This is a genomic window from Lentzea sp. NBRC 105346, from assembly GCF_030269605.1.
GTDB lineage: Bacteria > Actinomycetota > Actinomycetes > Mycobacteriales > Pseudonocardiaceae > Lentzea.
In genome coordinates this window covers 469770-493963 of the sequence record NZ_BSTQ01000001.1, presented here as the reverse complement: position 1 = coordinate 493963, position 24194 = coordinate 469770, and the positions used below count along the sequence as shown (strand labels likewise).

Sequence of the window (24194 nt, the reverse complement as noted above, 5' to 3'; positions counted from 1 at the left end):
GGAAACAGGAGCAACGTGGATCCTGCTGACATCGCCGCCCTCCTGGGCACAGGCATCGCGCTGATCGCGGCTGGCATCGCGTTCGGCAACGCGAAATCGGCACATCGAAATGCCGACGCGGCAACGTCTCAAGCGCACACCGCAAAGAGCCAGGCGGCTTCCGCTGAGGAGCAAGCCAAGTGGGCCAAGGCACAGGTCGAGATCATGCTGGCCGACCGGGCAGACCGAAGCGACCAACAGCAGCGTCAGGCTGCGGTGGAAGTCCTGCGCGCAGGCCGTAAGTGGAGGAACGCGCTGGACGGCCTGATCATGTACATGGGCGCCGTCTCCGACATGGAAGCTCTCGCCAGCTCCGACACGTCCAACACATACACAGAGGCGAGCACCGCATACCAGGCCGCGCTCCTTGACGCGCGGTTCGCCGTTCACGATCCTGGCCTGTCGGACGTGGTCGGTGACCTCCAGGTACTGACGGAGAAGGTGACGGAACGAACCGGTCGCATCCATGCCGCACCTCGTGATGCCCGTGGCCACGCGCCAATCGAGGACATACTCAGTGCGATGGAGATTCCGCGGGATGCCGGGATTCTGCTGGAGAAGCTGGACGAGTTGACGATGCGGCGTTTCGCGCCGGGCCGTTGGTCCGAGGTAGCGCCGAGCACGTCGGACGCTGCAGCAACGGGTGGCACGGCGGCCGAATAGTTACGCACATAGAGCCGCCGAACACTGCGCGGCTCTCAGGGCACACGACCGGTCACACTGAGCCCGTTCCGCGGTCGTACTCTCTTCGTCACCTCCGTGTGACAGGATCGTCAGGTTAGGAGCAAACGTGGCGGACTGGGCTGCTGTGCTGGTGTCCATCGGAGCGGCTCTCCTCTCGTTGTTCGCCCTCGACTACGCGCGACGGCAAGTTGAGACGGCAAATAAGGCCTTGATCGAAGCACGAAGGTCGGCCGATGCATCCGAAAAGTCCGCCGAAGCGTCGGAACGGTCAGCCAGCGCGGCGGAGAAGTCCGCAGAGAGTTCAGCCGACTCGGCAGGTTCGGCACGACGTTCCGCTGACGCGGCCGAACGATCAGCCGACACCCAGGAGCGGGAAGAACGAGCACGCGCCAAGGAACGCGAGGCGGAGCAGTACGAGCGCGATGCGCCGCGATTCGAGCTGACGCCGGTTGACCGCACACACGTCCGCGTCACGATGCTCGACGGTCCACAAGAGGTCCCCGTTCGTACGGAAGGCGTTGCCATCGTCTCGTCACCGGGGCCGTTGAAGGTGCCTATCTCGCTTGCCAACGCTCCTGACGCGCACACGTTTGCCAAGAACGGCATGTGGCTTGTTCCCGTGAATCTGGCAGGAGAATCCGAAGGAGCCACTGTCCGGATCGTCCTCGTAAGCGAGGAGACCAACGGACTGAAGCGAACATGGCGGACCACGGAAGACGTGCAGTTTCCGCCCGATGTCCACCTGCGGATACGCCGAGCCACGGTCAGGCGGTAGCCGAGGCAGTGTCGACTCCCAGAAAGTAGGCATGGCGTGGACAAGGGTGACATCGCCGCGTGGGTCGCGGCGCTCATAGCGATGGGCGCCGCCTGGATCGCAATGCACAACGCGAACTCCGCGAGGACCCAGGCGGGAGCTGCCTTGAAGCAGGCTGCCGAGGCGGAGAAGGCGCGAGTCGCTGCCGAGGAGAGTGCAGCCGAGGCGCGCAAGGCCAACGAGTTCGCTCGCGAGAAGGACGCGCGTGAGCAGGCCGAGCGTGCCGCAGCCGAAGTAGCCGAGGCCAGCAAGGTCCGAGTGGAGCTACGAGCCCGCAGCAGCCTATGGGTCGAAGTGACAAACCACGGAGCGCAGACTGTGTTCGATCTAGCGCTCAACAAAGTCGTTCCGTCGGCTGATCCGTCGTGGCGGTGGAAGTTCGGCTCCCGCGCCGTTCGCTTGGGAGAGATCGCTCCGGCACTGCAGCCGGAGGAGACCAAGAAGTGGCCAGTGCTGTTTGTATCGGACACTGACGAACAGAAACGCTTTGTCGGCGACAGTTACGACGTCACGTACAGCTTCACTGACGGCAACGGTCAACGGTGGCGGCGCTCCGGCGACGGCGCCCCAGAGCGAGTGGCCGACGCCGTGGACAGCCCGCCCGACAAAAGCCAAGCACCGACCGCTCCAACGGAGGACGACATCAAGTTCCAGTTGCTCGACCTGATCGTGGAACGCGACCACAACCACATTCCCATCGATGTTCCGTTGCTCCACGAGGAGCTTGGCCTGGATGAGGTCCTTGTTCAGCAATGCCTCGACCACCTGCATGAGGAAGGTCTGATCCGTGCGATGAGGGGTGATGACCATGTGGTCGCCATCGAGGGACCAACGCCAGGAGGCGTCCGGCTCGTCGAAGGTCGCGAGCTCTAACGGACGCCGTTCGCAACGCAGACTGGACACCACGGCAGCGGTCGTCGCGGTCGCCGGGTGATCGGGGCGCACACCGAGCCACACCGTGCGAAGTACAGCCACACACAGCCGACGTTGATCACATACGCGTCCGCGTCGATCAGGTGCGCAAGCCGCCGGAACACGCCAACACCCGGCCGCGCCGGACCTTCTACGGAGTCCACAGCCTCGGCACCGAGGCGCGCACGAGCCGAGGCGCACCGGGCGCGTCTGGGTGTGGCAGCCCCAGCAGCTCGGCCGCGACCTCGGGGAGCGTGCCGACGCGCTCCCACACGACGCCGCCGTCCGGGTCGGTGCGCAGGGCCTTCGCCTCGGTCGGCGACAGGATCATGACGCCGTCCGCGTAGGCCGAGTGAGCCCATGTGTGCACGCCGTTGAGCTGGGCGACATTTCCGTCCTCGAACGTCGGCGTGAACCGCCACCCGGCGTGCATCAGGGACACCAGCCAGCCGAGCGAGCCAGAGTCGGGACTCACGCCGCACCCGCCAGCGTCGAGGTGGAACCGGCCAGTACGTCCAGGTCGGGGTCAATGGACGTGCTGGCCGGAGTCATCGGGTGCCGGAGCGCGGCACGAACGCGGGCAACCTGATGGCGTCGGACAAGCTCTCGGCGTATGCGTTGGGCGAGCCAGAGGACCAGGCGGACCAATACGGCCGCGAACATCGTCACGATCACACCCATGCCTCCAGCGTCGGCGCATCGCAGCAGGTACAGCAGCGCACGGGGCAGATCGGGGCAGGCCGGGGCACGCAGCGCCATGACTCACGGGATCGCGCCGGTTACGCTCGGAGCCGTGCGGAGCCGACGCGCTCACTCCGGGCGGTGCGCGAGGCGACTGCGTCCCGCCAGGTTCCGGCGCACACATGTCGCGGCGCGAGCTGGCCGAGGCCACGTGCGCGTGGCTGTGGGAGACGACCCGCCAGCGCTATGCGCTGGACGCGCACTACATCGCGAAGATCGAGCGCGGCGCCGTCGGGGCCGGCCGGACGCCGCCGAGGACCACGCCCGCGCGGCGTGGCTGTGCGCCGAGCGCGCCGACTACAACCCGCTGCGCGCCTGGGTGCGGGCGACGCAGCACACGGCGGCGTTCTGGCAGGACGACTACGTCACGGCGGGTGAGTACGCGGCCGACGGCCTGCACTACACCGCGACCGGATCCGCCGAGCTGTACCTGGCGAGCGCGCTCGCGCTCGATCACGCCCGTGCCGGTGACAAGGACCGGGAGTCCGTCGCGCTGCACCGCGCCCAGGACGCGGCGAGCACCGTGAGGCGCGCCGACGACGAGCTCGCGGGACCGTTCTCGTGCTCGGTCGACCGGGCGGGCTCGCTGTGGGCCGACGCGCGCCTGGCGCTCGGCGAGACCGACGAGGCGCTGGCGTTCGCCGACAGGGCTGTGGCCGCCTTTGAGGCCACACCCGCGCACCAGCCAATCTGGGCTGTGAGCGGATGACGCGGCTCGTGAAGGTCAAGGCGCACCTGCTCCGCGGCGAACTCGACGGCGCCGAGCATGCCCTGGCGCCGGTGCTGGAAACCGCGCCCGAGCACCGCGTGGGGCCACTGCTGCACCGCGTCGCCGAGGGTGTGATCGCCGCGCAGGTGGGCGGCTCGACGGACCCTGTCGTGCGTCGTGTGCGGGGTTCGATCGCGGAGTTCCAGCGTGAGACGGTGATCAAGGAGCTGACCGCGTAGAGCTGGAGGCGTGCTGGTGTCCGAGCTGGAGCCGATGCGTGATCACTGGTGGTTGCGGCCGGGCTGGAAGGTCGGCCGGTCGTTCTACACGTGGCACGTGACGTTCGCCGACCAACCCGAGGCGCAGCAGCTCGTCGAGCACTACGCGCCCGTACTGGCGAAGCTGCCGATGCTGGACCCGGTGCCGGTCGAGTGGCTGCACCTCACGCTGCAGGGCATCGGCTTCACCGACGAGCTCGACCGCGGCGACGTCGACCGCATCGTGGTGGCCGCTCAGAAGCGGTGCGCCGACCTGGCGCGGTTCACAGTGACGATCGGCTCCGCGCACGTCGATCCCGAGACCACCCAGATGCCGGCACGCCCGCTGGAGCCGCCGGCCGAGCTGCGGTTGGTGATCCGCGCCGCGATCGGCGACGTGTGGGGGCCGGAGAACGTGCTGGAGCTCGAGGAGGGCTTCCGCGCGCACCTAAGCCTCGGCTACTCGAACGCCGCCGGTCCCGCCGAACCGGTGCGCGACGCGCTGGCTGCGCACCCCGCCAGCACTGCGGAGGTGACGGTGGCGTCGGTGTCGCTGATCGACCTCAACCCGCGACCGCAAGGCGTACGAGTGGATGGACGTCGCGACCGTCTCGCTGGACGGCTAGCTGACCGAGCTGCGGGCGCGAGCCGGCGACTACCGCCAGCGACTTCCACGCGGGGCCAGATCGCCTCGACTCTCGCCTCTGACCTGCACTGACGACACCTAAGGGCGTTGGAACGGAGTTGTCCTGCGCAACCAGACGAGCGTGGAGAATTCGCTGAAGCCGCAGAAGGAATGAATAAGACGAGGAATTACTGTTTGCACTGAATCAGTGAATAGATAAAACCCACGAACTTGTACTGGATGAAACTACTGCAGGAACGTCTAACAGTTATCCCCATACGATCGGACCAACGGCGCACCAGCAACAGTGTTCAGAATCATCAGGCATGGTGACACACATCACATTCCGCTGCCATCAGCCCCCTGTCGCCCCGCCTACCAGCACAGACTGCCGACGGCCGCCAGGAGTGAGGTGGGTATAGGCGGAAAGCGGTCCCCCCGCCGAGTCACGATCTGGATGGCAACCCGTAGGCGAGGTGACGAACACCCTAGTGCCGCTCTATCGTCGTTCCCACGAATTGGCCGAGCCCCGGTTCCGGGTTGGGCAGGCAGGAGAACTCCCCGTGGTGACGAACGTTGCGGCGCTGCCGGTTGTCCGCGTGTACATCGACGAGACGGGCGACCGCGGGTTCAAGCCGACCTCCTCGCCCACGTTCGGCTTCTGCGCGGTGCTCGTGCCCGACGAGCACGACAACGACCTGCGCACCGTGATCCAGACGCTGCGCAACGACTTCGAGATCTCCGGCGAGCGTCCCGTGCACTGGAAGGAGCACCTGCGCCCGAGGTTCCACGAACGTCGGCGTCACGCCGCGAAGCGGCTGGCCACAGTGCCCGGAGTCCAGGTGATCCACGTCGTGATCGACAAGGCGAACGTGCCCCTGAACGCCGGCATGCGCGGCGACATCGTCAAGACCTACAACTACGCGTTGCGTCTGCTCTTCGAGCGCATCGCCTTCGCCGTACGCGACTGGCCAGGCGGGAGCCGCCGAGCCATCGTCAAGGTCGCGCACGTCAAGGGGCACGACCATGCGAAGTCGCTGGACTACGTCACGAAGACGTGCCCCGTGAGCCCCTCGCCGGTCAGCGTGCCGTGGAACCTCGTCACATCCAACGTCACCATCGAGGGCACGACGGCTGTCGATGGACTACAAGCCGCTGACCTCTACGCGGGGATGTTCAACGCCGCCATCACACCGGACAGGTTCGGCAACAACTGGCCGGAGTACCTCCTGGCGGTCACGCACCAGATCCGGCGCGGCCCGAACGGGAAGGTGTGCGACTACGGCATCAAGATCCTCGGTGACAAGAAGATCGTGACCGACCAGGACTGGTGGCCACAGATCCAAACGTAAGCAGCTCTTCACGGAGCCCGAGGCCGCTGCGACCGCTCAAGCGGAAGGGCCCGGTCACCCGGTCCAGGCGGTAGTTCCTCGCGACTCCGTGAAGAGCTGCACTTCAAAGGCTAGTTACAACTCAAGTGCCACAGCAACACGGGACGAGAGCCGTCACCCGGTTGTTGCCGTTTATATGAACGAACCGCAAAGAAACTTCATGTTTGCGGCGCTGTCGAACGGAATTAGGTGAAGAACCCCTCAATCTGTGCCCTGTTTCACCATCTACCTCGCCTGACGCTCCGCCCGGTGGGTGCGCGGCCGGATCAGGCGACCGGGCACGAGCTGCCGTCGCAACGCGATCGACCAGGCCTCGTCATGAGTGATCAGCCGGTAGGTGACGAGCCCGAGCTACGCGCCATGGCTCGTCGGGATCCACTCGTGCAGCAGGCCCGACAGCCACTACGCGCCGACCAGCCCATTGATCGACCAGAACGTCTCGCCGCGCAGGTGCGGCAGCAGCTTCTTGAATGGATCACTCAATTGGGTCACCTAGCTACGCTTCCTAGGCCAACCGTCCTCGCAGGAGGAGTACCGATGGAACCCGCCTGGGTTGCCGCCGCAGCGGCACTCGTCAGCTCGGGAGCTGCGATCTGGTCTGCCTTCAACGGCAACAGGACGCTTCGGCGAGCCGACCGGGATAGCCAGGCTCGTAGCCGGCCGATGATCGCCGCCGAACTGCGAGACGAACCGTACGCCTTCGCGACCCAAATTCTCGTGATCCGCAACTACGGCTCATCCATCGGGCGCAACGTCAGAGTGACGTTCGACCCGCCTCTGCCAGACCCCATCCCGGAGCGGGCCGCCCAGAGCGTCACCCCGTTCTTGAAGGCTCGTTATGCCGATCCGATCCCCGTGCTGACCCCAGGGATGGAGCTGGACAACATCTACTACTCACGACCTCAAGGCCACGACGACAACTTCGAACCATTGCCGGACAAGGTCACGGTGACCATCGAGTACGACGGTCCCGACGGCGCGCACTACGCGGACGCGTTCCCGCTGAACGTGGACGTGATCCGCCAACGCACCTACGTCACGTCGAGCGCGCACCCCAGTCAACGCATGAAGGAAGCGGTCAAGCAGCTGAAGGAGATCAACTCAACGCTGCGCACCATCGTCAGAAGGGCATCCGGCGATGGCGCGCCACATCCAGCCCATGAGGACTTGGTGCGCAAGCTGACGAGGCAACCAGCCGCCAATGCCACCGATCTCCAGTCACAGCAGGACGAAGACGGCAGCCGTGATGGATGACGATCTGCTGGTGCTTGAGGAGTCGTGGCCCGCGTCAACGATCGACGGCGAGCCCGGCATCGTCCGCGGGATCCTCGGAGTAAGCAGCGCACCGGACGGCAGCTTCCTCTTGAACCTCGCCGTCGGCCCGGCGGGGGCGCGTCCCGAGCAATGCGACCACGTGGAGTTCTTCCTGACAGCGGAGAACGCACGGGCGCTGCGCGACGTGCTGACCCGGTAGGCAAGCGTCAGCCAGTGAGGGACTCGGAGTCGGTATTGCCGAGGACGCAGTACAGCGTGGCGCGGGACACTTTCAGCGTCGCGCAGATCGTCGCCACCGACCGCCGCGCGCATCCGGCGGGCGAGCGCCACCTGGTCCGCGGCCAGCGCGCGCGGACGCCGGTCTGCTTGCCACGCGCCTTCGCGCCCGCGCGGCGTTGTCCGCACGAGTTGATCTACCCGACCTAGGCGCGCCGACCTCAGTCCCCACCCTTGTCCCGGTTGAGCACGATCGCCGTCCCGTCCAGGTAGATCAGCGCCAACGCGGCGTGCTCGGCGAACACGCGCGCAGACTTCCGCGCCAGCGGCAACGCGCTGGACTTGCCCAGCGCGTCGACCGTCGCGCTGGTGACCACGGCGATCGTCACCCGGCCGCCTCGACTGAGATGTTCCAGCAGCTCGGCACGCAACCGCAGGTTGGTCTGCTGCGACGAGTCGGGACGGCGGTAGCCGTTCGGCCGGTTCCGGAGGTTGTCGGACTCGCCGACGTACAACGACGGCAGGACCTGGCCTGGCGCATCCGACAGGCTGATCCGGTAGACGCCGGGCGCGCGCGGCAGGGGCGGAAACACCAGCTCGCCGTCGACGCCGAGCGTGACCTCGCCGACCTGCTGCCACGACATGCGCACCTGCACGTCCAGCTCCGCGGTCTCCATCTCGACGGCGAGCGCGACGGCCGCCGCCGAAGCTGGGCGGCGATTGCCATAGCTGGTACCGACCGGCCCGCGCTCGAACCGCACACGCCGCCGTGCGAAGTCGACCTGGGCGACGTGCCAGTCGGCGTCGCGCCACGCCTGTGCTTGCACCGAGCTGCTGTTTCCCCACCACTGCCGGATGTCGTACGCGGTCGGCGGCAGGCCACCCACGAGGTCGGCGATCTCGGCGAAGTCAAACTCGGCGGTCTCCCGACCGGCTGCGGCGAGCTCGGCGAGGCGACTCGTCAACGGCGCGTACTTGGCCGGCATCTTGCCCTCCTCGAACGGATCTACCGCTTCACGCGGGTCCGGATCGCCAGCGCCGTCAGCGCGAGCAGCAGCGGCCCGAACGCGCGGCCGGCCATCACCGTCCACGTCCCGGCCGGGGTGAGCTTCTGGTCGGTGTCGCGGAACACGACCGAACCGAGCGCGATGCGGATCGCCTTGCTCATCCGATCCGTGGTCCACCGCTGACCCTGTGGGGGAAGCGTCGCGGGCGCGGGCCTCACCTCCAACGTCACCTGCTGCGTCTGCCCGGCGACAGCGGGCGGGATCGTGCCGGTCATCTGCTGCAGCGTCGTGTTGTCCGGCAGGCCGAACTGAGTGAGCAAGGCGAAGAGGATCACGACCAGCAGGACGATGGCAACGAGCGCTCTGCCGGCACGCTGGCCGTAGCCGGAGAGCATCCAATACGTAGCGAGCAGCGCACGCTCTCCGCGCCTGGTCGACAACGCATGACGGCGTGCCTCCATCTCGCCGTAGTAGAAGTCACCCGCACCCGCCTCGTTCTTGGCATCCTCGAAGACCACGCCCCGCTCGACTTCGTCAACACCGACGTGCGGGTCGTCGTACCGAGATCGGGGCTCATCCACCGCACCGTCGTAACGGTCAGCGCCTCACTCCGATGCACGAACTGAAAGTATGCGGAAGAGAGCCGCTTTGATGCAGCACCACCACCAGCAGGAACGGCCTGGGCACGGCGTAGGTCAGTCGCAACGTCTCTATCCCCGCCAGCAGCGGCAGGAAGCAATCTAGTGGTCAACATGTACGAGCATTTGTTCGGATCTCAGGGCATCAGGCCAGCACAAGGCCGCGAGACACCTCGCTGCACCCGGTCACGCTCTAACGGACAGTCCTGCAAGGCGCGTGCAATCAGCCGCACATGGATCTTGGACGTTGATGACCGTCCTGCCCCGCAGTCGTGCGCAGCGCACCTGACCGCCGAGGAACGGGACGTACTCGAAGCTGGGCGCGCACGCAGCCAGAAGGCTTACGACGACGCACACCGCTCACCGCCCGCGTGCCACGAGTGGCCACCTCCAGTTCCAGGACAGACTGTCGCCCAGTGGCAAGCGGGCCGGTGTGCTATCTGCGGAGTGCCGGGAGGCTCAGTTGTTGACCACTGCCACCGCACAGGGTTGTTCCGCGGATTCCTCTGCACCGGGTGCAACACGCGGGAAGGTCTTCGCTGTGAGCTGATCTTCCGGCTCTACCGCGAGCGGCCGCCTGCCGTAATCCTTGGCCAAACCCACCAATACGTCGGATACGGCTACAGCTTCGACAACGGCGCCGAGCCGCAGCAGTGGGTTCGCGACGAGCTGGGACCAGTGCCAGACGATCCGGCCGCTGCAGCCGAATATCTCGCCGCGGCAGCTCGGCTGGCAGATCCTCGGGTGGGTTGGGATTACGGGTTCACTTTGGGGCTCGACGATGAAGCAGACCACGAGGAAGAACGTGACCTGTGGCCCTGTTGATCTCCCAGGAAGGCGCCGTCGCCGGCACACCGTAACGGCCCGATCGGCGGACCCGATCTGGTGCACGTGCTTGCCAAACTCGCATCACTCGGCGTGATGTCGTTGCTCGCGACGGGCTGCGCGTCGCCGACGCCCGGAACACCCTTCCCCGCCCCCGGCACGGTGACCGTGATGTCCGCGGTGACTGCCACGCCCACCGCGCCCAGCCAGCGCCGGGTCTTCGTGGCGGACGCGGTCGAGCGTGGCGTCGTGAAGATCCTCCGCGACGAGTACAAGATCACGAATATCGGCCAGGCCACGTGCCCCGAAGGCCAGGCCGTCGAACCCGGTACGACGTTCATCTGCATCGTGGACGTCGGCGGCGCCGACAAGTCGGTGAAGGTAACCGTGAGGTCTGCAGACGGCGAGTATGAGGTCGACCAGCCTCGATGACGTGGCTGCTCAGCGAATGTACCGACGCGCCGCTTCTGTGAACGACTGGATCTCCAGTTCCATCGCATCTGCGGCTTGTCTCACGGTTGAAGGCAACGTGTACCGCTCGAACGTGACCGCATCTTCGACATCGAAGCGGACCTTGCCTAGTTCGCGGTCCATCTCGCGGATGGCGCGACCGTGCTTGGCCAGCTCCTCGGGGCCGAATAGATCGAGAAGGCCAACCACCTGGCGGATCTCGTTGCGGGCGCCGTAGTAGATGTTCTCCACATCGAACACCTCGGATTGCCCAACGACGTCAGCCCGGAGCGTACGACGGCGGTGGATCGTGTTCAGCCGGATCAGTGCCGACCTGGCCGTGATCGCCGCTTCGACCAAACGAGCACATCGCTCGGTACGTTCCTGGCGGGACCGAGCCCGTGCGGCGAACACCGCCCTGACCGGCTCCAATATCACGCCGAGCGCGACGCCTCCCAGTGCGAAGAACCCTGTGATCAGTGGGGTAAGCACGAGCGCAGTGTCGCCACGACAGGGGCACGTTTGCTAGACGCCGAGGGGGTAGCGAGCCGCGGCTAGCTGGCGTACCTCCTCGCCAGGAGCGCGAACTCGTGAACGGCATCTTCGAAGTCGTGGGCTGCTTGGAGAACGATCTTTGGCGGCTTGTCCTGATCGAACTCACCGCCATCGTCACAGGCGAAGCGCGTCGCCCTGAACCGGCGCTCTGCCTCACGAACAACGTGTGCCGCTTCAGCAAGCTCGTCGGGTCCGCTAAGCCGCAACAGGACGACCACCTGCCTCAGGTCATTCCGAGCAAGGCGGTATGACTCAACGCACTCGTTCTCGAACGAACCATCCGCCCTCCTACCGGCAGCCATCTCGCGATGAGCGAGATTCAAAGCCAGTAACCGCGCCCGGCAACTCATGGCCGACTCGACAAGCCGCGCGCACCGCTCGGCACGATCCTGACGAACTCGCGCACGCCGAGCTGCTCCCAACTTCAAAGGCTCGACCAGTGCTCCAACAACCACGCCGCCGAGTGCGGCAATCGCAGCGACAACAGCAGGCAGTACCGCATTCCCCATGCCATGCTGTCTGTTTCCGTGTCCGTCCTCGTTACGTGGGCGCGCGATGTCTAGTCAGACGCTTACTGCCCTATTCCTGTTCGCTCCGCCTCGGCCTTTGCTTCCAAGATCGCTCGCTGCGCCACGCGACGCGTCGACGGCGCAGACCAGTCGATGCCGTGCAACTCGGCGAACCGCCGCATCGGGCCCACCAACAAGATGATCCCCTCCAGCTGGCGCTCCAGTGCTGCGGCCTGCAACCGCAGGCGGATCATTTCGCGCGATGCTCGTTCGGCGCGGTCCCGTTCCTGCTGCTCCAGCACCGCCAGCGCGCGAACCGACTCCCGGCCGGTCTCGTACGGCATGCCGGTCGACTGGTCCAGCGCGATCTCACGCGAGACGAGACCGCGACGCCCTCCCGCTCGACCTGCTCAGCGAGCCGGTCCGATAGCCACCGCGCCCGCTGTGCCGACACCGCTGCCGCGCGCGGCAGCCCCACGACGGGGCCTGCATCTGCCTGATCAAGCGGCGACGCGGTCGCCGTTGCGACGGTCGGGAAGGCGTCCGCGGACTCCACGACGCCATCACCGTCCACTTCGGACCGCCGGACGACGCTGAGCCCACAGCTCAGCGTCGTCGACCGGCAAGTCGAGCGCCGCGAGCGCCGCGCCGACCATCACATCCAGCTCCGCGGACGCACCCGCCGCGCGGCGCTGCCTGGCCAGCTCGTACGCCCGCACGCGCGACCTCCTCAGCGGGCAGTCCGCTGCAGCGGACTGCCGCGCCACACACCGAGTCCGTCGCGCAGCATCGCCGCGCGCGCCTCAACGTCGTCCACGGCGCGGGCAGCATCGACCACAGCCTCGAACCGGTGCAGGTCGACCCGGTCACGGCGCAGCTCGAGCAGGTACCCGCCGGACCGTTGCCGAACCGCGAAACCCGTGTCCCGCAATAGCCTGCGCAACCTGCTGATGTAGCTGTACACAGCCGACCGCACCTGCGCGGGCGGATGCTCGCCCCGCACCCGATCGATCAACGCCTCGACCGGGTGCGGTTTCTCCGCCCCCACCGCGAGCACCGCGAACACACACCGCTGCTTGGCCGCTCCGAGATCGAGGCTCCGCCCCTCCCACCAGAACTCGACCGGCCCAAGGACCTGAACATCGACCACCACGACCCCTCCCCCACGGTACGAGCGCTGTCACGCAGCGGCCAACCCCATCTGGCCCGTCACAGACCGGCGGGGGCTGGAGGAACGAGAGGGAGCGGCGCCTGGTTGACCCGTGCGTATAGACGGCTCGCGCCGATATCGAGGGGTGAACTCCACTGTAGCCGCCAGCCGTGGCTTCAATCAGCGCTGGCTCTTCTCCAGCAGCGCGGGAATGAACACCGCCTTCTCGATCTCTGCGCCTTGCCACGTCCAGCTGACGATCCTGTCGCCCTCGAACCAGTCACCCTCGAACCCTGAGCTGTTCACCGACCGCGCCTCGCCCCCTCAGGAGTGTTCGTTAAGCTCATTGCCGCGCAACAGACGGCGATACTGAACCTCGGACGGTCGGTGATGGCGGGCGTCACCTAATCGCGACGCCCGCCATCCGCACCGCGACGACGTGTGCCGCGGTGACCCGCGCGTGCAGCTCGACACGCCCCCACAGCACGACGAGCCACGCGAGCGAGAACCAACGCGGGCTCGATATCTAACTCTCGTAACCACGTTCTCGCGGCGCATGACCAGAACCGGTTTCCCCCTGGCTCTTCCTGGTAGGCCCACAGTGAAGGCAGGCGGTCCGGACCGTCACGGCTATCGAGGAAAGTCCTGCAAAACACGACGACAAGTGTCCTGACCCGTCACACCGAGTTAACACTTGCCCTTTAGTCGACCTTGCCAATCCTGCTGATCGGAATTCGCCCGCGTAGGCGGCCAGATAATTGACACGTAGCGCCGCCTTTGGTTTATAGTGGCGAAGTCGACGATTTCCCCCCTGAGTCGCGTCCTGGCCGTTGTTCACATCGTCCAGGGGGATTGTCGTGTCTGCCCATTACACGAAATGCACATGCGTACGTGGTTGCCTCACGGGCGATCGCTCGGGAGCAGGCGATGGCGTTCGGTGACGGGACGTGGCGGGTGCTGCTCGGCCCGAACCACGAGACGGTTCGTGCGCGTCTTCGAGCGCGGCGCGCGTCCAGGCGCGGCCTGCGATCAGGCGGTCCGGCATCGGGGACGCCAGCCCCGCCGGGCACCAGCGACGGCCTCGCCGGGACCACTGGTCTCGCCGGAGCTGGCGGTGAGTGGCCCCGCTACATCCGCGGCAACCTCGACGAGATGCCGGCCGCGCACGCCAGTGCGGGGTCCGGCGCGCACGCGACCACCGCTGCTGGACAGGTCCCGGATCCGCGAGCGGAGACCCCTGCGTTCGATGTACTCGCGGCTCGGCCGCGCGCGTCGGGCTGGGTCCGTACGCGACGTGGTCTCACGATCACCGTGCTCGTTGTTCTCGTCGGCGCCGGGGCGGTGAGCATCGCGCAGTCCGTGGCGCGGTGGGCGCGGCCCGCGACGTCGCCGTCCACGGTGCGGATCAGCGAAGTGGACCTGGTCGGCGCGGCGGTGCTCGCCGCGACGGACTACCTCTCCTGGGACACCAGCGATCGGCCGCGGCGTCAAGCGGCGTTGCATCGCCTCGCGGCACCTGGGGGCACCATCGACGGCTGGGACGGCACGGGCCGGCAGGCCGCGGACAGCGCGACGGCAATCGGTCTGGCCCGGCTCGATGACGAACGGGCGGTCGTGGTGACGCGGGTACGTGTCACGCCGTTCACGCAAGCGACCGACAGCCAAGCCACGCCGCCGTCGACGTCCTCGCGGGCACCCGAGGCCAACGGCTCCTCGGCCCCACCTATGAACGCGCCGGGTTGGACTGCGGGACAGTCGCGGTGGCTGACGCTGTCGGTGCAACTGGCGTCACGCGATGGTCGCCTCGTCGTGACAGCGACACCCGCGCTTGTTCCCGCCGGGCCGCCGCCGGCGCGGTATTCCTCGGCGGCGGCGCTGACCGGCGCGTCGGATGAGTCGTTCGCCAAGTCCACTCAGGACAGTGTCGCGAAGTTCTTGGAGAGCTTCGCCAGCGGCGAGCTTGACTTCGTCCGCGCACCACACGCTCGAGTGTCCGGTCTGGACCGTGCGGTCACGCTCAAGAAGCTGGTCCGCTGGCAAGCGGCGCGCGCGGCCGCAGACGGTCACGAGGACGAGCGGGTGGGCACGGCTACCGTGATCTGGGAGCTTCCTGATGGCGCGGGGACGTTGCGCTGCGCTTATCGGATCACGTTGCGCCGGCACGAGGACCGGTGGCTGCTGGCCGCGGTCGATCCCGAGGTCGACGGGGCCGCGTCATGAACCTCGCGGTGACGCTGGCGCAGCTGCGGCCGGATTCCTTCGACCCGCTGCAGAACATCATCCTGCCGCTGCTGGGGACCGTGCTGCTGATCGTGATGGGTTTCCGGCTCGTGTCCGCTTACATCGAGGACCGGCCCGGCAAGATCCTCGGTGCCCTGCTCGGTGCGCTGCCCGCGGCGATGGCCGTGTTCTTCCCCGCGGCCACCATGGGCATCCTCAAGGGGCTGGCGCAAGTTCTGGTCGGGGGTGGCTGAGCCGTGCCGCTGCGTCTTCCGACCGACACCCAGCACATCAATCTGCGGACCCGGCAGTTCGAACTGTGGGGGCGTTCGCTGGGCCAGGGCATCGAGCGGCAGACCCTGTTCATCGCCGGCGTGGCGGTCGTCGTGTGGTGGCTGGTGCTCCTGGTGATCGGGATGCCGTTGCTGACCCGCTACTCCCCCTTGGTCTATCTCGTGCCTCCGGCGGCGTTCGTGATCAACGGGACGCGCCGGGACGACACCGGCCGCATGGTCCTGGTCGGCTGGTGGGACTGGGTGCTCGCGCGGCACCCGGCCCGACGGCGGCGCATCGGCAACCCGCTGCTCGAGCTCGCCGGCCGCGCCCCGGCGCCGACCCGCATCACGGTCACCACCGAACTCGCCCCGTCCCCCATGGACGAAGGCGGTGAGCACACGTGAGGCGAGCACACCGCAGGACGGCACGCCGGATCCGGCGGGTGACCGCGGCACCGGCCGCGCCGCGCGTGATCAGCGACGGCATCGAGGTCACCGACGACGCGGTGTGGACCTGGGTGCAGATCCCCGACGGGGCAACAGAGTTGATGGAGGACAATGAGCTCACGGCGGCGACGCTGTCCAGCGCGGCCGCGCTCAGCACCCACCTGCCGCCCGGCGCGGACTGGCACATCAAGGTCCTGTGGTCCCGGCACTCGTCCGACGCCTACCGTGCCGTGTGGGACGCCACGCCGGGAGTGCGGGCACCGGGGGCGGACTACTACATCGAGCTCGGGGCGCACCGCATCGACCGCAACAGCGAGGCCGGCTACTACCGGCGGCGTGTGGTGCTGCTCGGTGTGCGGTGGCCGACCGAGGATGACGAGTCGAGCGTGGAGCGGGGCCGCCGTGCCGCGGCGCGGCACCTGCGCACCGAGGCGGCCGCCTATCGGGCCGCGCACGCGCGGCTGGCCATGGTGCGTCCGGTGGTGGACCGCTGGTTCCGGCAGATCGAGGCCAGTGTGCTGCGGGCGCGAGTCGCGCCGGCGGGGCTGATCGCGTGGGCGTTCGCGCGGGAGATGCGTCGTGGCACGGACCTCGTCATGCCGGACGAGTCGCTGTTGTCGGGGGCGCGGTTGGTCGCGCTGATGGACGGCGAGGTCGATCCCACCCAGGACAGCGGCTATGTCGTGGTGACCGACACCAAGACCGGGCGGCGGCGCTACGTGTCGGTGCTGGTGCCCGCGATCAACGGATTCCCGCCCGACGAGCTGGAGATCCCCGGCGGGGAGTGGCTCGCCGTGCTGTCCGATCTGCCGGGTGTCGAGGCGTCGGTGCGCGGGGTGAATCACGGCCGGGCCGGGTCGATGACGATCCTGCGTGAGGCTCGGAAGTGGAGCCGCTCGCAGGCCAAGGAAGCGACCGAGGCCGGGGCGTTCGTGCCCGAGGAGGTCGACGAAGCCCAGGACGCGCTGGCCGAACGCGAACGGGAGGTCCGGCGCCGCGTCGACGTGCTCACCACCACCCACGCCCGGTGGGTGGTGGAAGCCGACAGCCCTGGGGAACTCGTCGACGCGGTCGAGACGGTGCAGAAGCGCTACACCGGGGTGGTCGCCCTCGAGCTGGTGCCGAACATCCAGGACCTCTTGTGGCTGGAACTGCTGCCGGGTGACCAGGTGCGGGTGCCGGAGTTCGCGCAGCTGCAGCCGATGCGGACGCTGGCGGGCAGCTGGTTTCACGCCGGGTCGTCGGTCGGCGACTCGACCGGCTCCTACATCGCGGGCAATCTCGGCACCAGCCCCGGCCCGGTGCTGCTGCACCTGGTGTCGCGCACCGACGCCGACCGTCGGCTGCCGACGTCGGTGTCGTTCACCGGCCGGTCGGGTTCGGGCAAGTCGACCTCGCTGGAACTGGTCAGCCTGAGCGCGCTCGCGGAGGGCGCGTGGGAGCTGATCGTCGATCCGAAGGGTGATCTCGGCGGCATCGTCGAGGTCGCCGACCAGGTCCTCGGCGTGCCGGTGCAGGTCGTCGACGTCATCGATGCCGCGAGCAGCGGCATCATGGACCCGATGCGCTTCGCGCCCAGTGCGGACGAGGCACGGACACTCACGCTGGACGCCCTGCTCGGCGTGCTGTCCACAGAGGACCGCCGGCACAGCGAGACGGTGCTCGAAGCGGCGATCGATCGCGTGCTGCGACAGGACCGGACCCGCTGGTCGAGCCCCGCGGTGATGGGCGAGCTCGTCGCCGCCGCAGGCGATACGCCCGATGCGCGGCTGGCGCGCCGCCTGGGTGAGACGCTCTCGCTGCGCTCCCGGCAGGCGGGCATCCGGGCGGTACTCGGCGGCCCGATCCCTGGGGCGCCGCCGATGATGATCGGCCGCGGCCTGGTGTACATGAGCCTCGCCGGTCTGGACATGCCTCGGCACGGCGCCGATCCGCAACGCTGGACGGTTGCCGAGAGGTGCGCCATCACCACCTTCCGGCTCGCGCTGAGCTACGCCCTGCTGCAGTCACGGCACATCCGGGAGATCCCGAAGGTCGTCGCGCTGACCGAGCTGCATCTGATCACCGGCTACCCCGAGGGCAAGTCGCTGATCGAGTGGCTCGCGCGGGTCGGCCGGGCGCTGAAGACCTACCTGCTGCTCGATTCCCAGTCCGCGCAGGACCTCGCGCAGATCACCGCGCTGATCGAGCAGCTGGTCATGTCCTTCGCGTTCGAAGCCACCGGCAAGGCCGAACAGGACGCCCAAGCGGTGCTGCTGCACCGCCCGAACCCCGGTCCGCGGCTGCGCGCCGCGCAGGCGGCCCTGGGGCCTGGCCAATGTGTCGTACGCGACCGGTACAACAGACTCGGACTGATCAGCTTTGATCGGCTCACCGAGTGGATCGCCACGACCCTGTCGACCGATGCCGGCGAGGACTCCGAGACCGTTCTCGGATTCGACACGGGACCTGATGATCCCGTGCCCGAAACCGACGACGTCGCCGAGCAGGTCTCGGCGGAGACGGAGCAACCGTGACCACGCCCACCTCGCCCTCCCCCATCTCGCAGCCACGCGACCGGCGCCGCCTGCGCCTTGTCCTGGGTGCTGTGGCCGCCGTGGTGTTGCTGATCGTGGGATGGATCGTGTGGCCTGGCGACGACGCCGGCCCCGAGCGGGCACAGCGCAAGCCCGAGCCCGCCGAGGTCGCCACGGTCTTCCTGCAGCGCTACGCCACCGGTGATCCGTCCGTGTGCGAGCTGGCGACCGAGGAGCTGCGCACGAAGCTGCACAGGGACGGCCGCTGCAGCGGTACCGCCACGGGATCCGTGCCCGCCGTCGAGATCCTCTTTGCGACGACCTGCGCGGACAAGACCGGAGTGGACGCCAAGCTCGGCACGCCGGGCAAGGCCGGCGCCCCCTACGCGCACCTGGGCCTGGACAGGTCCGCGGACAGCTGGCTCGTGCGGTCCTTCCTGCCCATCGGTGACGTGAAGGCGATCAGCTCGTACGCCTGCGCGTCGCCTCAAACAAAGTACGGCGGATAAGCCATGGCACCACCGGGGGAACGACAATACGAGAAGACCGGTGTGCGGTCGTGGCCGGCGGCGTTCGCCGGATGGGCCGGGCGGGTGCGGACCTGCTCGCCGCGCCCGCTGCGGTGGCTGCTCGCCGATCCTCAACGGCTGGTCACGCTCGCGTGGCTGATCGGCCTGCTCATCGTCGGGCACGCCCGCGCCGCCCTGGCCGACGACATCATCGTCGGCCCCGACCTCGCCCGCGGCGCCCCGAAAACCCTGTTCGAAACCTACGGGTTCGTCTCCTACGGCCTGACAGTCAAACCCGACGAAGGATCCGAGGGCTGGCTCGACATCGGACAGGTCGTCTGGCAGACCCTCGGCCTGATCAACCTGCTGATCCTGTGGTTGTGCCTCGGCGTCCTGTACGGGGCGCTCACCCTGCTCGAATGGCTGCTGCACCTCACGATCTACGCCGACAGCGCCGGCCCGATCGACCAGGCCGTCACGACCATGGCCTCCACGGTGTTCTTCCCGCTGATCACCGCGACCGTCGCGATCGGGGCGTTCACCTCCTACGCCCAATGGCGCGGCGAGGGCAAGGGTTTCGTCTCCGACATCATGTGGGTCATCGCCGCCGCCGCGCTCGGCATCGCCTTCGCCTCAGGCCCCTCCCAGATCATGACCACAGTGGACGGACTGCGGCAGAATCTCGCGAACGGCGTGATGACCGGGGCCGCCAAGTTCGTCAACCAGCAGGGAAACCCGGTCGGCTTCCCGAATCCGCAAATCGGCGGCGCCCCCAACGAGGCCAGCACCCGCAAACTCGTCGACGGGGTCTGGAGCACCTTCGGCGCCACCTCGTGGTGCTACGCGCAGTTCAGCTCACTGGAAGTCTGCAAGACGGCCGGTGCCCACGCCTTGGCCAACGACGAGACTTGGCAACGCTGGATGCAGGTCCTGGAGGACGAGGGCGACGTGCCCGAGTTCGGCCCGTACGGGCACTACATCCGCGGCCAGGACCCGGCACGCCTCGGCATGCTGCTCGTCATCGCCCTGATCACCCTGCCGATGGCCTGGTTACTGCTGCGGCTGGTGATCGCGGGCCTCACCGCTGTCGCCGGTTTCCTGCTCATGCTGTGCGTCGCGTCGCTGTTCCTCGTCCTGTGGCCGATCCAAGGCTGGCCCCGCACCATCGGTATCCGCACCATCGGCTACACCATCGGCACGAACTTCCAGGCACTGTTCGTCACCGTCACGGTCAGCGGCGTCGCGGTAGTCACCGTCGTCATCAGCACCCTGGCGGGCAAGTACGGCTACTTCGCGGTCGGCGTCCTCAACATCGCGCTGATGAACTCCGCCACCAAGATCAAAGCATGGATGGACAACCTGATCGGCGAGCCCGCACCACGCACGATGGGCATCGCCTCACTGCTGATCATGCGCTCGCTCGTGCGCACCGTCCCCAAGGTGATCGGCATCGCCGCCAGCGGCGGCGCCGGACTCGCCGCCGCAGCCGCAGGCGCCGCAGGCAAGGCAGCGCTGCGAACGATCACCGGGCCATCGCCGCTGGGTTTCAAAATGCACAGAGAGTCCGGTTTGGACGCCGGACCACCCACATCGCCTCCGGGAACAGACATCCAACCCCGAGGACCGCGCACCTCCTACCCACCCCTGGGGGAACTCACCGGCGGACCGTCGACCACCCCCGCGGCATCGAAACCGGCAACACCACACTACGAGTCCCGTCACGCCTTCCAGGCTCCCGCCGCGTGGGGCCCGTGGGAGGCCTCGCCCACCGGAGACATCACGCGGCAACAGCTGCCGAACACCACCGAGCGCAGGTGGACGATCTCTCCCGTCGGACGCGAGATCACGCCACCAGATCCGGTTCCCTTGCCCGCGACGAAACCGAGCAGCAACACCTACACCATCACCGACGCGAAGCCTCCGAGGCCAGTGCCACCGCCGAGGCCTGGGAACGTGTGGGTCGCCGGTCCCGGCGGCATCACCAAGCCACGCCGGAAAAAGTCGCCATGAGCACCGGGAAGGAGAACGCCGCGGCGACTGCCGACGACAACGGTGTGCTCGACCGCCTGCCTCAGCCACCCCAGTGGTGGCGAGCCGACGTACCAGGCGACGAAGATCACCAGCCTGTTCCACACGCTGCTTCCTCAAGCCCGGACGGCGCGCCACCAGCGGAGGCAATCGACGACGGCGAGGCCGCAGACGAATCGACTACCGACGATGACCTGGGCGTACCGGACTTGCTGCGTCACGTCCGGCACACCCTGGTCGGGCGTGACCTCATCGCACCCCGCCGCGGGTTGTGGCCGTTTGGCCGCGCCGCAGGCGAGCGACGGCTGCGCCGCGACGAGATACTCACCGCAGCCGAGGATCGGCGCACCGCGCTACGTCAGCAGTTCAACGGCACCACACGGCGAGCCGCAGCGCGGCGACCATGGCGATCTGTCGACCACGCCACCAACAGACGAGTGATCGCTACCTGGATCGCCATCGTCGTCGTGATCGCGGGGCTCATGTGGTGGATCGGTGACCGCGGGGCCGAACCCAACCGGCCTGCGCCGACGAATCAGCCATCGGCAGACCCGCTCTCCACACCGCCCCCACACGCCAGTCGGCCATCCACGAGTCCCACCAGCGCCCGAGCAACGTCACTGCCCGCGGTAGAGCCGATACCGCCACGAGGAGTCGCGCCTCAATCTCCAGCGCCCGCATCCCCTCCGGGCAATCCGGCGGACGTCGTCGTGGCAGCACCACCAGCAGGCGAGCCGAGCCCGGAGGAGCTCAGCACTCCGGAATCAGCCGCGCGGGCATGGCTCGCCCGATGGTGCGCATTCGATCACACGGAGCCGTTCGCCGCCGCCGAGCAGCGCGCCCGGCCCGCGATGACCGATCTCGGCTGGCGGAACTTCGACCCTGCCGGGGATGAGCGGGCACGGCACAGCTGGGAGCGCACGGTCGCTGCCAAGGAATCGGGCCGCTGTTCTGCCCCGCAAGCGCAGGTGCCCAGCGGCGCGCCAGCCTCGGACAACCGGCGCATCGTGCTCGTGTGGGCCGACCGCGTCGTCACCGGCACCGCCGGTTCACCGTACGTCGAGCGGATCATGCAGACGCGGCATGTGCACCGAGGCGCGGACGGCCGGTGGCGCGTCGACATCGCGACGGTCGGCGGGTGAGCTCACCATGCTCAAGACCGCGTTCACCGCTGTCGGTGGCCTCCTCGGCGTTGTTCTGCTGATCTTCGTGCTGACCATGGGCGCGGGCACCGAGACAGGGCAAGCCGCGCCCGCAGGTGGATGCACAGTCCCCTTGGACGGAACGTCCCCGTCGTCGAGCGCCGCTGCCACTGCAGGGCATCAGGTCGATGCGACGCTGAACGACAAGCAGATGGCAGTCGCCCGCACGATCATCGCCGTCGGCAAGGGAATGGGGGTTGCCGAACGCGGCACCGCGATCGCCCTCGGCACCGCCATGCAAGAGTCCACATTGGATCCGAACGCGACCAGCGGGCGCAGCATCGGACTGTTCCAGCAGCAGGGCGAGCTCTACGCCGCGGTCAGGCGTACCGACCCGTCCGACACCTCACGGGCGTTCTACGAGCAACTGCTCAAACGCGTCCCTGAATACGCCAACGCGAGCGTCATCTCGTTCGCCGACGCGGCGCAACGAGTGCAGGCCTCCGGCGCGGGCCCTTCCTGGTATGCCCGTTGGGAAGCATGGGCAGCAAAACTGGCCGCACAGCTATACACCGGCACCCCCGCACAGAACGCGGGCACCGGAGACGTGAGCTGCACACCAGGCGGAGGATCGGGCCCGATCAGGATCACGATCAACGGCAACACCATCACCCTGCCCGCCGAAGCCGGCATCAGCGGAACCTTGACGTTTCCTCACGAGAAGGCCACGACCGCGGCAGCAGCAGCGCTGAGCTACCTCGGCACGCCCTACGCCTGGGGCGGAGGTACGCCCAACGGACCGAGCAAGGGCATCCATGACGGAGGTGTCGCCGACGCCCACGGCGACTACGAGAAAACTGGCTTCGACTGCAGCGGCCTCATGGTCTATGCCTTCGCCCAAGCAGGCATCGCACTCCCCCGCACCACCCAACCCCAACAGCAATACGGAAAATCAGTCCCTTGGGCCAAGGCCGAACCAGGCGACCTACTGTTCTGGGGACGACCGGCGACACACGTCGCCCTCTACCTCGGAACGATCAACGACGCGCCTTACATGGTTGAGGCGCCATCCAGCGGAGGCGTTGTGAAAATTTCGCTTGTGCGCACCCGCGACCCAGGATTCGACGCGATGGTTGTGCGGGCGTCGTGACGACGACGACGTCGGGGAGCCGGAGAGAGTCTCACTCTCCGGCTCCCGCAGATCCCAGCGTGACCTAAGGTAGACCGCCCTGCCCCAGTCGGAGACCGCGTGGCAGCAAGGGCCAGCCAGCCGTCCATTCCACCGGCTCACCGCACACCCGAGATCCCCCGCGTGCGCGAATCCAAGCGTTGCTCGCTGAGCACCGCGGCCGGGTCAGGGACGATCCCCGAGTGCGCGAGGTCCAGCCTTGGCGCCCGGAGAACCGTTCGCGCAGTTCCGGACGATCCCCGCGTTCGCGGGGTCCAGCGCATCGGGCGCAGCCGGGCCGGCGGTCCAGAGGGACGATCCCCGCGTGCGCGGGGTCGAGTTCCACTCACCGTCCCAAGGGACGGCTATGTGGGGACAATCCCCGCGTTCGCGGGGTCCAGTCGCTCGCAGAAAGTCTGCCTTGTCCATCGACAGGACGATCCCCGCGTGCGCGAGGTCCAGCGGCCGACGTTGCGAAGGGTCCCCGGCAATGCGCGGAGGATCCCCGCCTGCGCGGGGTCCAGTACATGAACCGTGGCTACTGGCGGCACCCGGTCGGACGATCCCCGCGTGCGCGGGGTCCAGCACGCGGCGACCGGGTGCGGATCGGTGTGCTCGGGACGATCCCCGCGTGCACGGGGTCCAGCACGCGGCGACCGGGTGCGGATCGGTGTGCTCGGGACGATCCCCGCGTGCACGGGGTCCAGGGATGCTGCGCGAGCCACCAGAACACGCCCCACGGACGATCCCCGCGTGCGCGGGGTCCAGGTTGGGCTGGGTCAGGATTTTGGGGGTTCGTAGGGACGATCCCCGCGTGCGCGGGGGCCAGTCGGCCAGGGCCGAGATGTCCGGCATAGCCCGCGGACGATCCCCGCGTGCGCGGGGGCCAGGTGCTCGACACGATCTGGCGCCACGTCTGCAGGGGACGATCTCCGCGTGCGCGGGGGCCAGACCGGGTCGTTGGTGGTGATGGTCAGCACCGCCGGATGATCCCCGCGTGCGCGGGGTCCAGCTCGGTCCACCTGCGCATGTCCGGCCAGTCCCGGGACGATCCGCGCGTGCGCGGGGTCCAGAAGCCCAGTCGGTCGGCTA

At 67.9% G+C, this 24194-nt stretch carries 30 protein-coding genes; 21 read left to right on the top strand and 9 right to left on the bottom strand.

Going from position 1 to position 24194, the window contains the following annotated elements:
- Positions 1 to 15 precede the first annotated feature (15 nt).
- From QSK35_RS01760 to QSK35_RS01750, 3 genes are all read left to right on the top strand, one after another.
- A complete protein-coding gene (locus tag QSK35_RS01760) occupies positions 16 to 702 on the top strand; it encodes a hypothetical protein (protein ID WP_285741530.1) in 687 nt (228 codons plus the stop codon).
- Between the two features lie 127 nt (positions 703 to 829).
- Positions 830 to 1498, top strand: coding sequence for a hypothetical protein (locus QSK35_RS01755; protein ID WP_285741528.1), 669 nt, complete (start codon positions 830 to 832; stop codon positions 1496 to 1498).
- Positions 1499 to 1534: 36 nt separating this feature from the next.
- Positions 1535 to 2410 (top strand): hypothetical protein, encoded by an 876-nt coding sequence (locus QSK35_RS01750; protein WP_285741526.1) that lies wholly within the window; start codon positions 1535 to 1537, stop codon positions 2408 to 2410.
- Between the two features lie 190 nt (positions 2411 to 2600).
- Here the strand turns inward: QSK35_RS01750 and QSK35_RS01745 are convergent, their stop codons facing one another.
- Positions 2601 to 2924 (bottom strand): hypothetical protein, encoded by a 324-nt coding sequence (locus QSK35_RS01745; RefSeq protein WP_285741525.1) that lies wholly within the window; start codon positions 2922 to 2924, stop codon positions 2601 to 2603.
- Positions 2921 to 3208 carry a hypothetical protein gene (locus QSK35_RS01740; RefSeq protein WP_285741523.1) on the bottom strand — a complete coding sequence of 96 codons (288 nt, stop codon included), beginning with the start codon at positions 3206 to 3208 and terminating at the stop codon, positions 2921 to 2923. The genes QSK35_RS01745 and QSK35_RS01740 overlap by 4 nt, the downstream gene beginning before the upstream one ends.
- 139 nt (positions 3209 to 3347) lie before the next feature.
- On the opposite strand from QSK35_RS01740, the gene QSK35_RS01735 reads away from it, so the two are divergent.
- From QSK35_RS01735 to QSK35_RS01705, 7 genes are all read left to right on the top strand, one after another.
- Entirely contained in the window at positions 3348 to 3899 is a 552-nt protein-coding gene (locus QSK35_RS01735; RefSeq protein WP_285741522.1) for a hypothetical protein, read from the top strand.
- Positions 3896 to 4138, top strand: coding sequence for a hypothetical protein (locus tag QSK35_RS01730; protein WP_285741520.1), 243 nt, complete (start codon positions 3896 to 3898; stop codon positions 4136 to 4138). Before QSK35_RS01735 ends, QSK35_RS01730 begins: the two co-directional genes overlap by 4 nt.
- A gap of 16 nt (positions 4139 to 4154) precedes the next feature.
- Positions 4155 to 4874, top strand: coding sequence for a 2'-5' RNA ligase family protein (locus tag QSK35_RS01725; protein ID WP_285741518.1), 720 nt, complete (start codon positions 4155 to 4157; stop codon positions 4872 to 4874).
- A 470-nt stretch (positions 4875 to 5344) separates the two neighbouring features.
- Positions 5345 to 6133 (top strand): DUF3800 domain-containing protein, encoded by a 789-nt coding sequence (locus tag QSK35_RS01720; RefSeq protein ID WP_285741517.1) that lies wholly within the window; start codon positions 5345 to 5347, stop codon positions 6131 to 6133.
- A gap of 576 nt (positions 6134 to 6709) precedes the next feature.
- Positions 6710 to 7426: a DUF8453 domain-containing protein gene (locus tag QSK35_RS01715; RefSeq protein ID WP_285741515.1), complete on the top strand. Its 717-nt coding sequence runs from the start codon at positions 6710 to 6712 to the stop codon at positions 7424 to 7426.
- On the top strand, positions 7419 to 7646 hold the full coding sequence (locus QSK35_RS01710) for a hypothetical protein (protein ID WP_285741513.1): 228 nt from the start codon (positions 7419 to 7421) through the stop codon (positions 7644 to 7646). The genes QSK35_RS01715 and QSK35_RS01710 overlap by 8 nt, the downstream gene beginning before the upstream one ends.
- Before the next feature lie 14 nt (positions 7647 to 7660).
- The gene (locus tag QSK35_RS01705; protein WP_285741511.1) at positions 7661 to 7873 is read left to right on the top strand and encodes a hypothetical protein; all 213 of its coding nucleotides are present in this window, start codon (positions 7661 to 7663) and stop codon (positions 7871 to 7873) included.
- An 11-nt stretch (positions 7874 to 7884) separates the two neighbouring features.
- On the opposite strand, the gene QSK35_RS01700 is transcribed toward QSK35_RS01705, so the two are convergent.
- Together QSK35_RS01700 and QSK35_RS01695 are read right to left on the bottom strand one after the other, a co-directional pair.
- A complete protein-coding gene (locus QSK35_RS01700; RefSeq protein ID WP_285741510.1) occupies positions 7885 to 8649 on the bottom strand; it encodes a DUF7662 domain-containing protein in 765 nt (254 codons plus the stop codon).
- A 20-nt stretch (positions 8650 to 8669) separates the two neighbouring features.
- Positions 8670 to 9251 (bottom strand): hypothetical protein, encoded by a 582-nt coding sequence (locus QSK35_RS01695; protein WP_285741508.1) that lies wholly within the window; start codon positions 9249 to 9251, stop codon positions 8670 to 8672.
- A 171-nt stretch (positions 9252 to 9422) separates the two neighbouring features.
- Between QSK35_RS01695 and QSK35_RS42645 the strand changes: the two genes are divergently transcribed.
- Together QSK35_RS42645 and QSK35_RS01685 are read left to right on the top strand one after the other, a co-directional pair.
- Positions 9423 to 10133 carry an endonuclease domain-containing protein gene (locus tag QSK35_RS42645; RefSeq protein ID WP_352243032.1) on the top strand — a complete coding sequence of 237 codons (711 nt, stop codon included), beginning with the start codon at positions 9423 to 9425 and terminating at the stop codon, positions 10131 to 10133.
- 66 nt (positions 10134 to 10199) lie between these two features.
- A complete protein-coding gene (locus QSK35_RS01685) occupies positions 10200 to 10565 on the top strand; it encodes a DUF4333 domain-containing protein (protein WP_285741505.1) in 366 nt (121 codons plus the stop codon).
- A 9-nt stretch (positions 10566 to 10574) separates the two neighbouring features.
- Here QSK35_RS01685 and QSK35_RS01680 read toward each other — a convergent pair whose 3' ends face one another.
- Entirely contained in the window at positions 10575 to 11075 is a 501-nt protein-coding gene (locus QSK35_RS01680) for a hypothetical protein (protein WP_285741503.1), read from the bottom strand.
- A gap of 98 nt (positions 11076 to 11173) precedes the next feature.
- Here QSK35_RS01680 and QSK35_RS01675 point away from each other — a divergent pair, with 98 nt between their 5' ends.
- The gene (locus tag QSK35_RS01675; protein WP_285741500.1) at positions 11174 to 11389 is read left to right on the top strand and encodes a hypothetical protein; all 216 of its coding nucleotides are present in this window, start codon (positions 11174 to 11176) and stop codon (positions 11387 to 11389) included.
- 320 nt (positions 11390 to 11709) lie between these two features.
- On the opposite strand, the gene QSK35_RS01670 is transcribed toward QSK35_RS01675, so the two are convergent.
- From QSK35_RS01670 to QSK35_RS01655, 4 genes are all read right to left on the bottom strand, one after another.
- A complete protein-coding gene (locus tag QSK35_RS01670) occupies positions 11710 to 11991 on the bottom strand; it encodes a hypothetical protein (protein WP_285741499.1) in 282 nt (93 codons plus the stop codon).
- A 219-nt stretch (positions 11992 to 12210) separates the two neighbouring features.
- Positions 12211 to 12366, bottom strand: a complete 156-nt coding sequence (locus tag QSK35_RS01665) for a hypothetical protein (RefSeq protein ID WP_285741497.1) — start codon at positions 12364 to 12366, stop codon at positions 12211 to 12213.
- Between the two features lie 11 nt (positions 12367 to 12377).
- Positions 12378 to 12800: an AfsR/SARP family transcriptional regulator gene (locus QSK35_RS01660; protein ID WP_285741495.1), complete on the bottom strand. Its 423-nt coding sequence runs from the start codon at positions 12798 to 12800 to the stop codon at positions 12378 to 12380.
- 177 nt (positions 12801 to 12977) lie between these two features.
- Positions 12978 to 13103, bottom strand: a complete 126-nt coding sequence (locus QSK35_RS01655; protein ID WP_285741493.1) for a hypothetical protein — start codon at positions 13101 to 13103, stop codon at positions 12978 to 12980.
- 621 nt (positions 13104 to 13724) lie between these two features.
- On the opposite strand from QSK35_RS01655, the gene QSK35_RS01650 reads away from it, so the two are divergent.
- The 8 genes from QSK35_RS01650 to QSK35_RS01615 all read left to right on the top strand — a co-directional run bounded on the left by QSK35_RS01650 (position 13725) and on the right by QSK35_RS01615 (position 23084).
- Positions 13725 to 15017, top strand: coding sequence for a conjugal transfer protein (locus QSK35_RS01650; protein ID WP_285741491.1), 1293 nt, complete (start codon positions 13725 to 13727; stop codon positions 15015 to 15017).
- Positions 15014 to 15271, top strand: coding sequence for a hypothetical protein (locus QSK35_RS01645; protein WP_285741490.1), 258 nt, complete (start codon positions 15014 to 15016; stop codon positions 15269 to 15271). Before QSK35_RS01650 ends, QSK35_RS01645 begins: the two co-directional genes overlap by 4 nt.
- 3 nt (positions 15272 to 15274) lie before the next feature.
- Entirely contained in the window at positions 15275 to 15697 is a 423-nt protein-coding gene (locus QSK35_RS01640) for a hypothetical protein (protein ID WP_285741488.1), read from the top strand.
- Positions 15694 to 18255 (top strand): ATP-binding protein, encoded by a 2562-nt coding sequence (locus QSK35_RS01635; protein ID WP_285741486.1) that lies wholly within the window; start codon positions 15694 to 15696, stop codon positions 18253 to 18255. Before QSK35_RS01640 ends, QSK35_RS01635 begins: the two co-directional genes overlap by 4 nt.
- On the top strand, positions 18252 to 18764 hold the full coding sequence (locus QSK35_RS01630) for a hypothetical protein (protein ID WP_285741484.1): 513 nt from the start codon (positions 18252 to 18254) through the stop codon (positions 18762 to 18764). Before QSK35_RS01635 ends, QSK35_RS01630 begins: the two co-directional genes overlap by 4 nt.
- Positions 18765 to 18767: 3 nt before the next feature.
- Positions 18768 to 20774: a hypothetical protein gene (locus QSK35_RS01625; RefSeq protein WP_285741483.1), complete on the top strand. Its 2007-nt coding sequence runs from the start codon at positions 18768 to 18770 to the stop codon at positions 20772 to 20774.
- A 728-nt stretch (positions 20775 to 21502) separates the two neighbouring features.
- The gene (locus QSK35_RS01620; protein WP_285741481.1) at positions 21503 to 21934 is read left to right on the top strand and encodes a hypothetical protein; all 432 of its coding nucleotides are present in this window, start codon (positions 21503 to 21505) and stop codon (positions 21932 to 21934) included.
- A 7-nt stretch (positions 21935 to 21941) separates the two neighbouring features.
- Positions 21942 to 23084 (top strand): C40 family peptidase, encoded by a 1143-nt coding sequence (locus QSK35_RS01615; protein ID WP_285741479.1) that lies wholly within the window; start codon positions 21942 to 21944, stop codon positions 23082 to 23084.
- The last annotated feature ends 1110 nt before the right edge of the window (positions 23085 to 24194 follow it).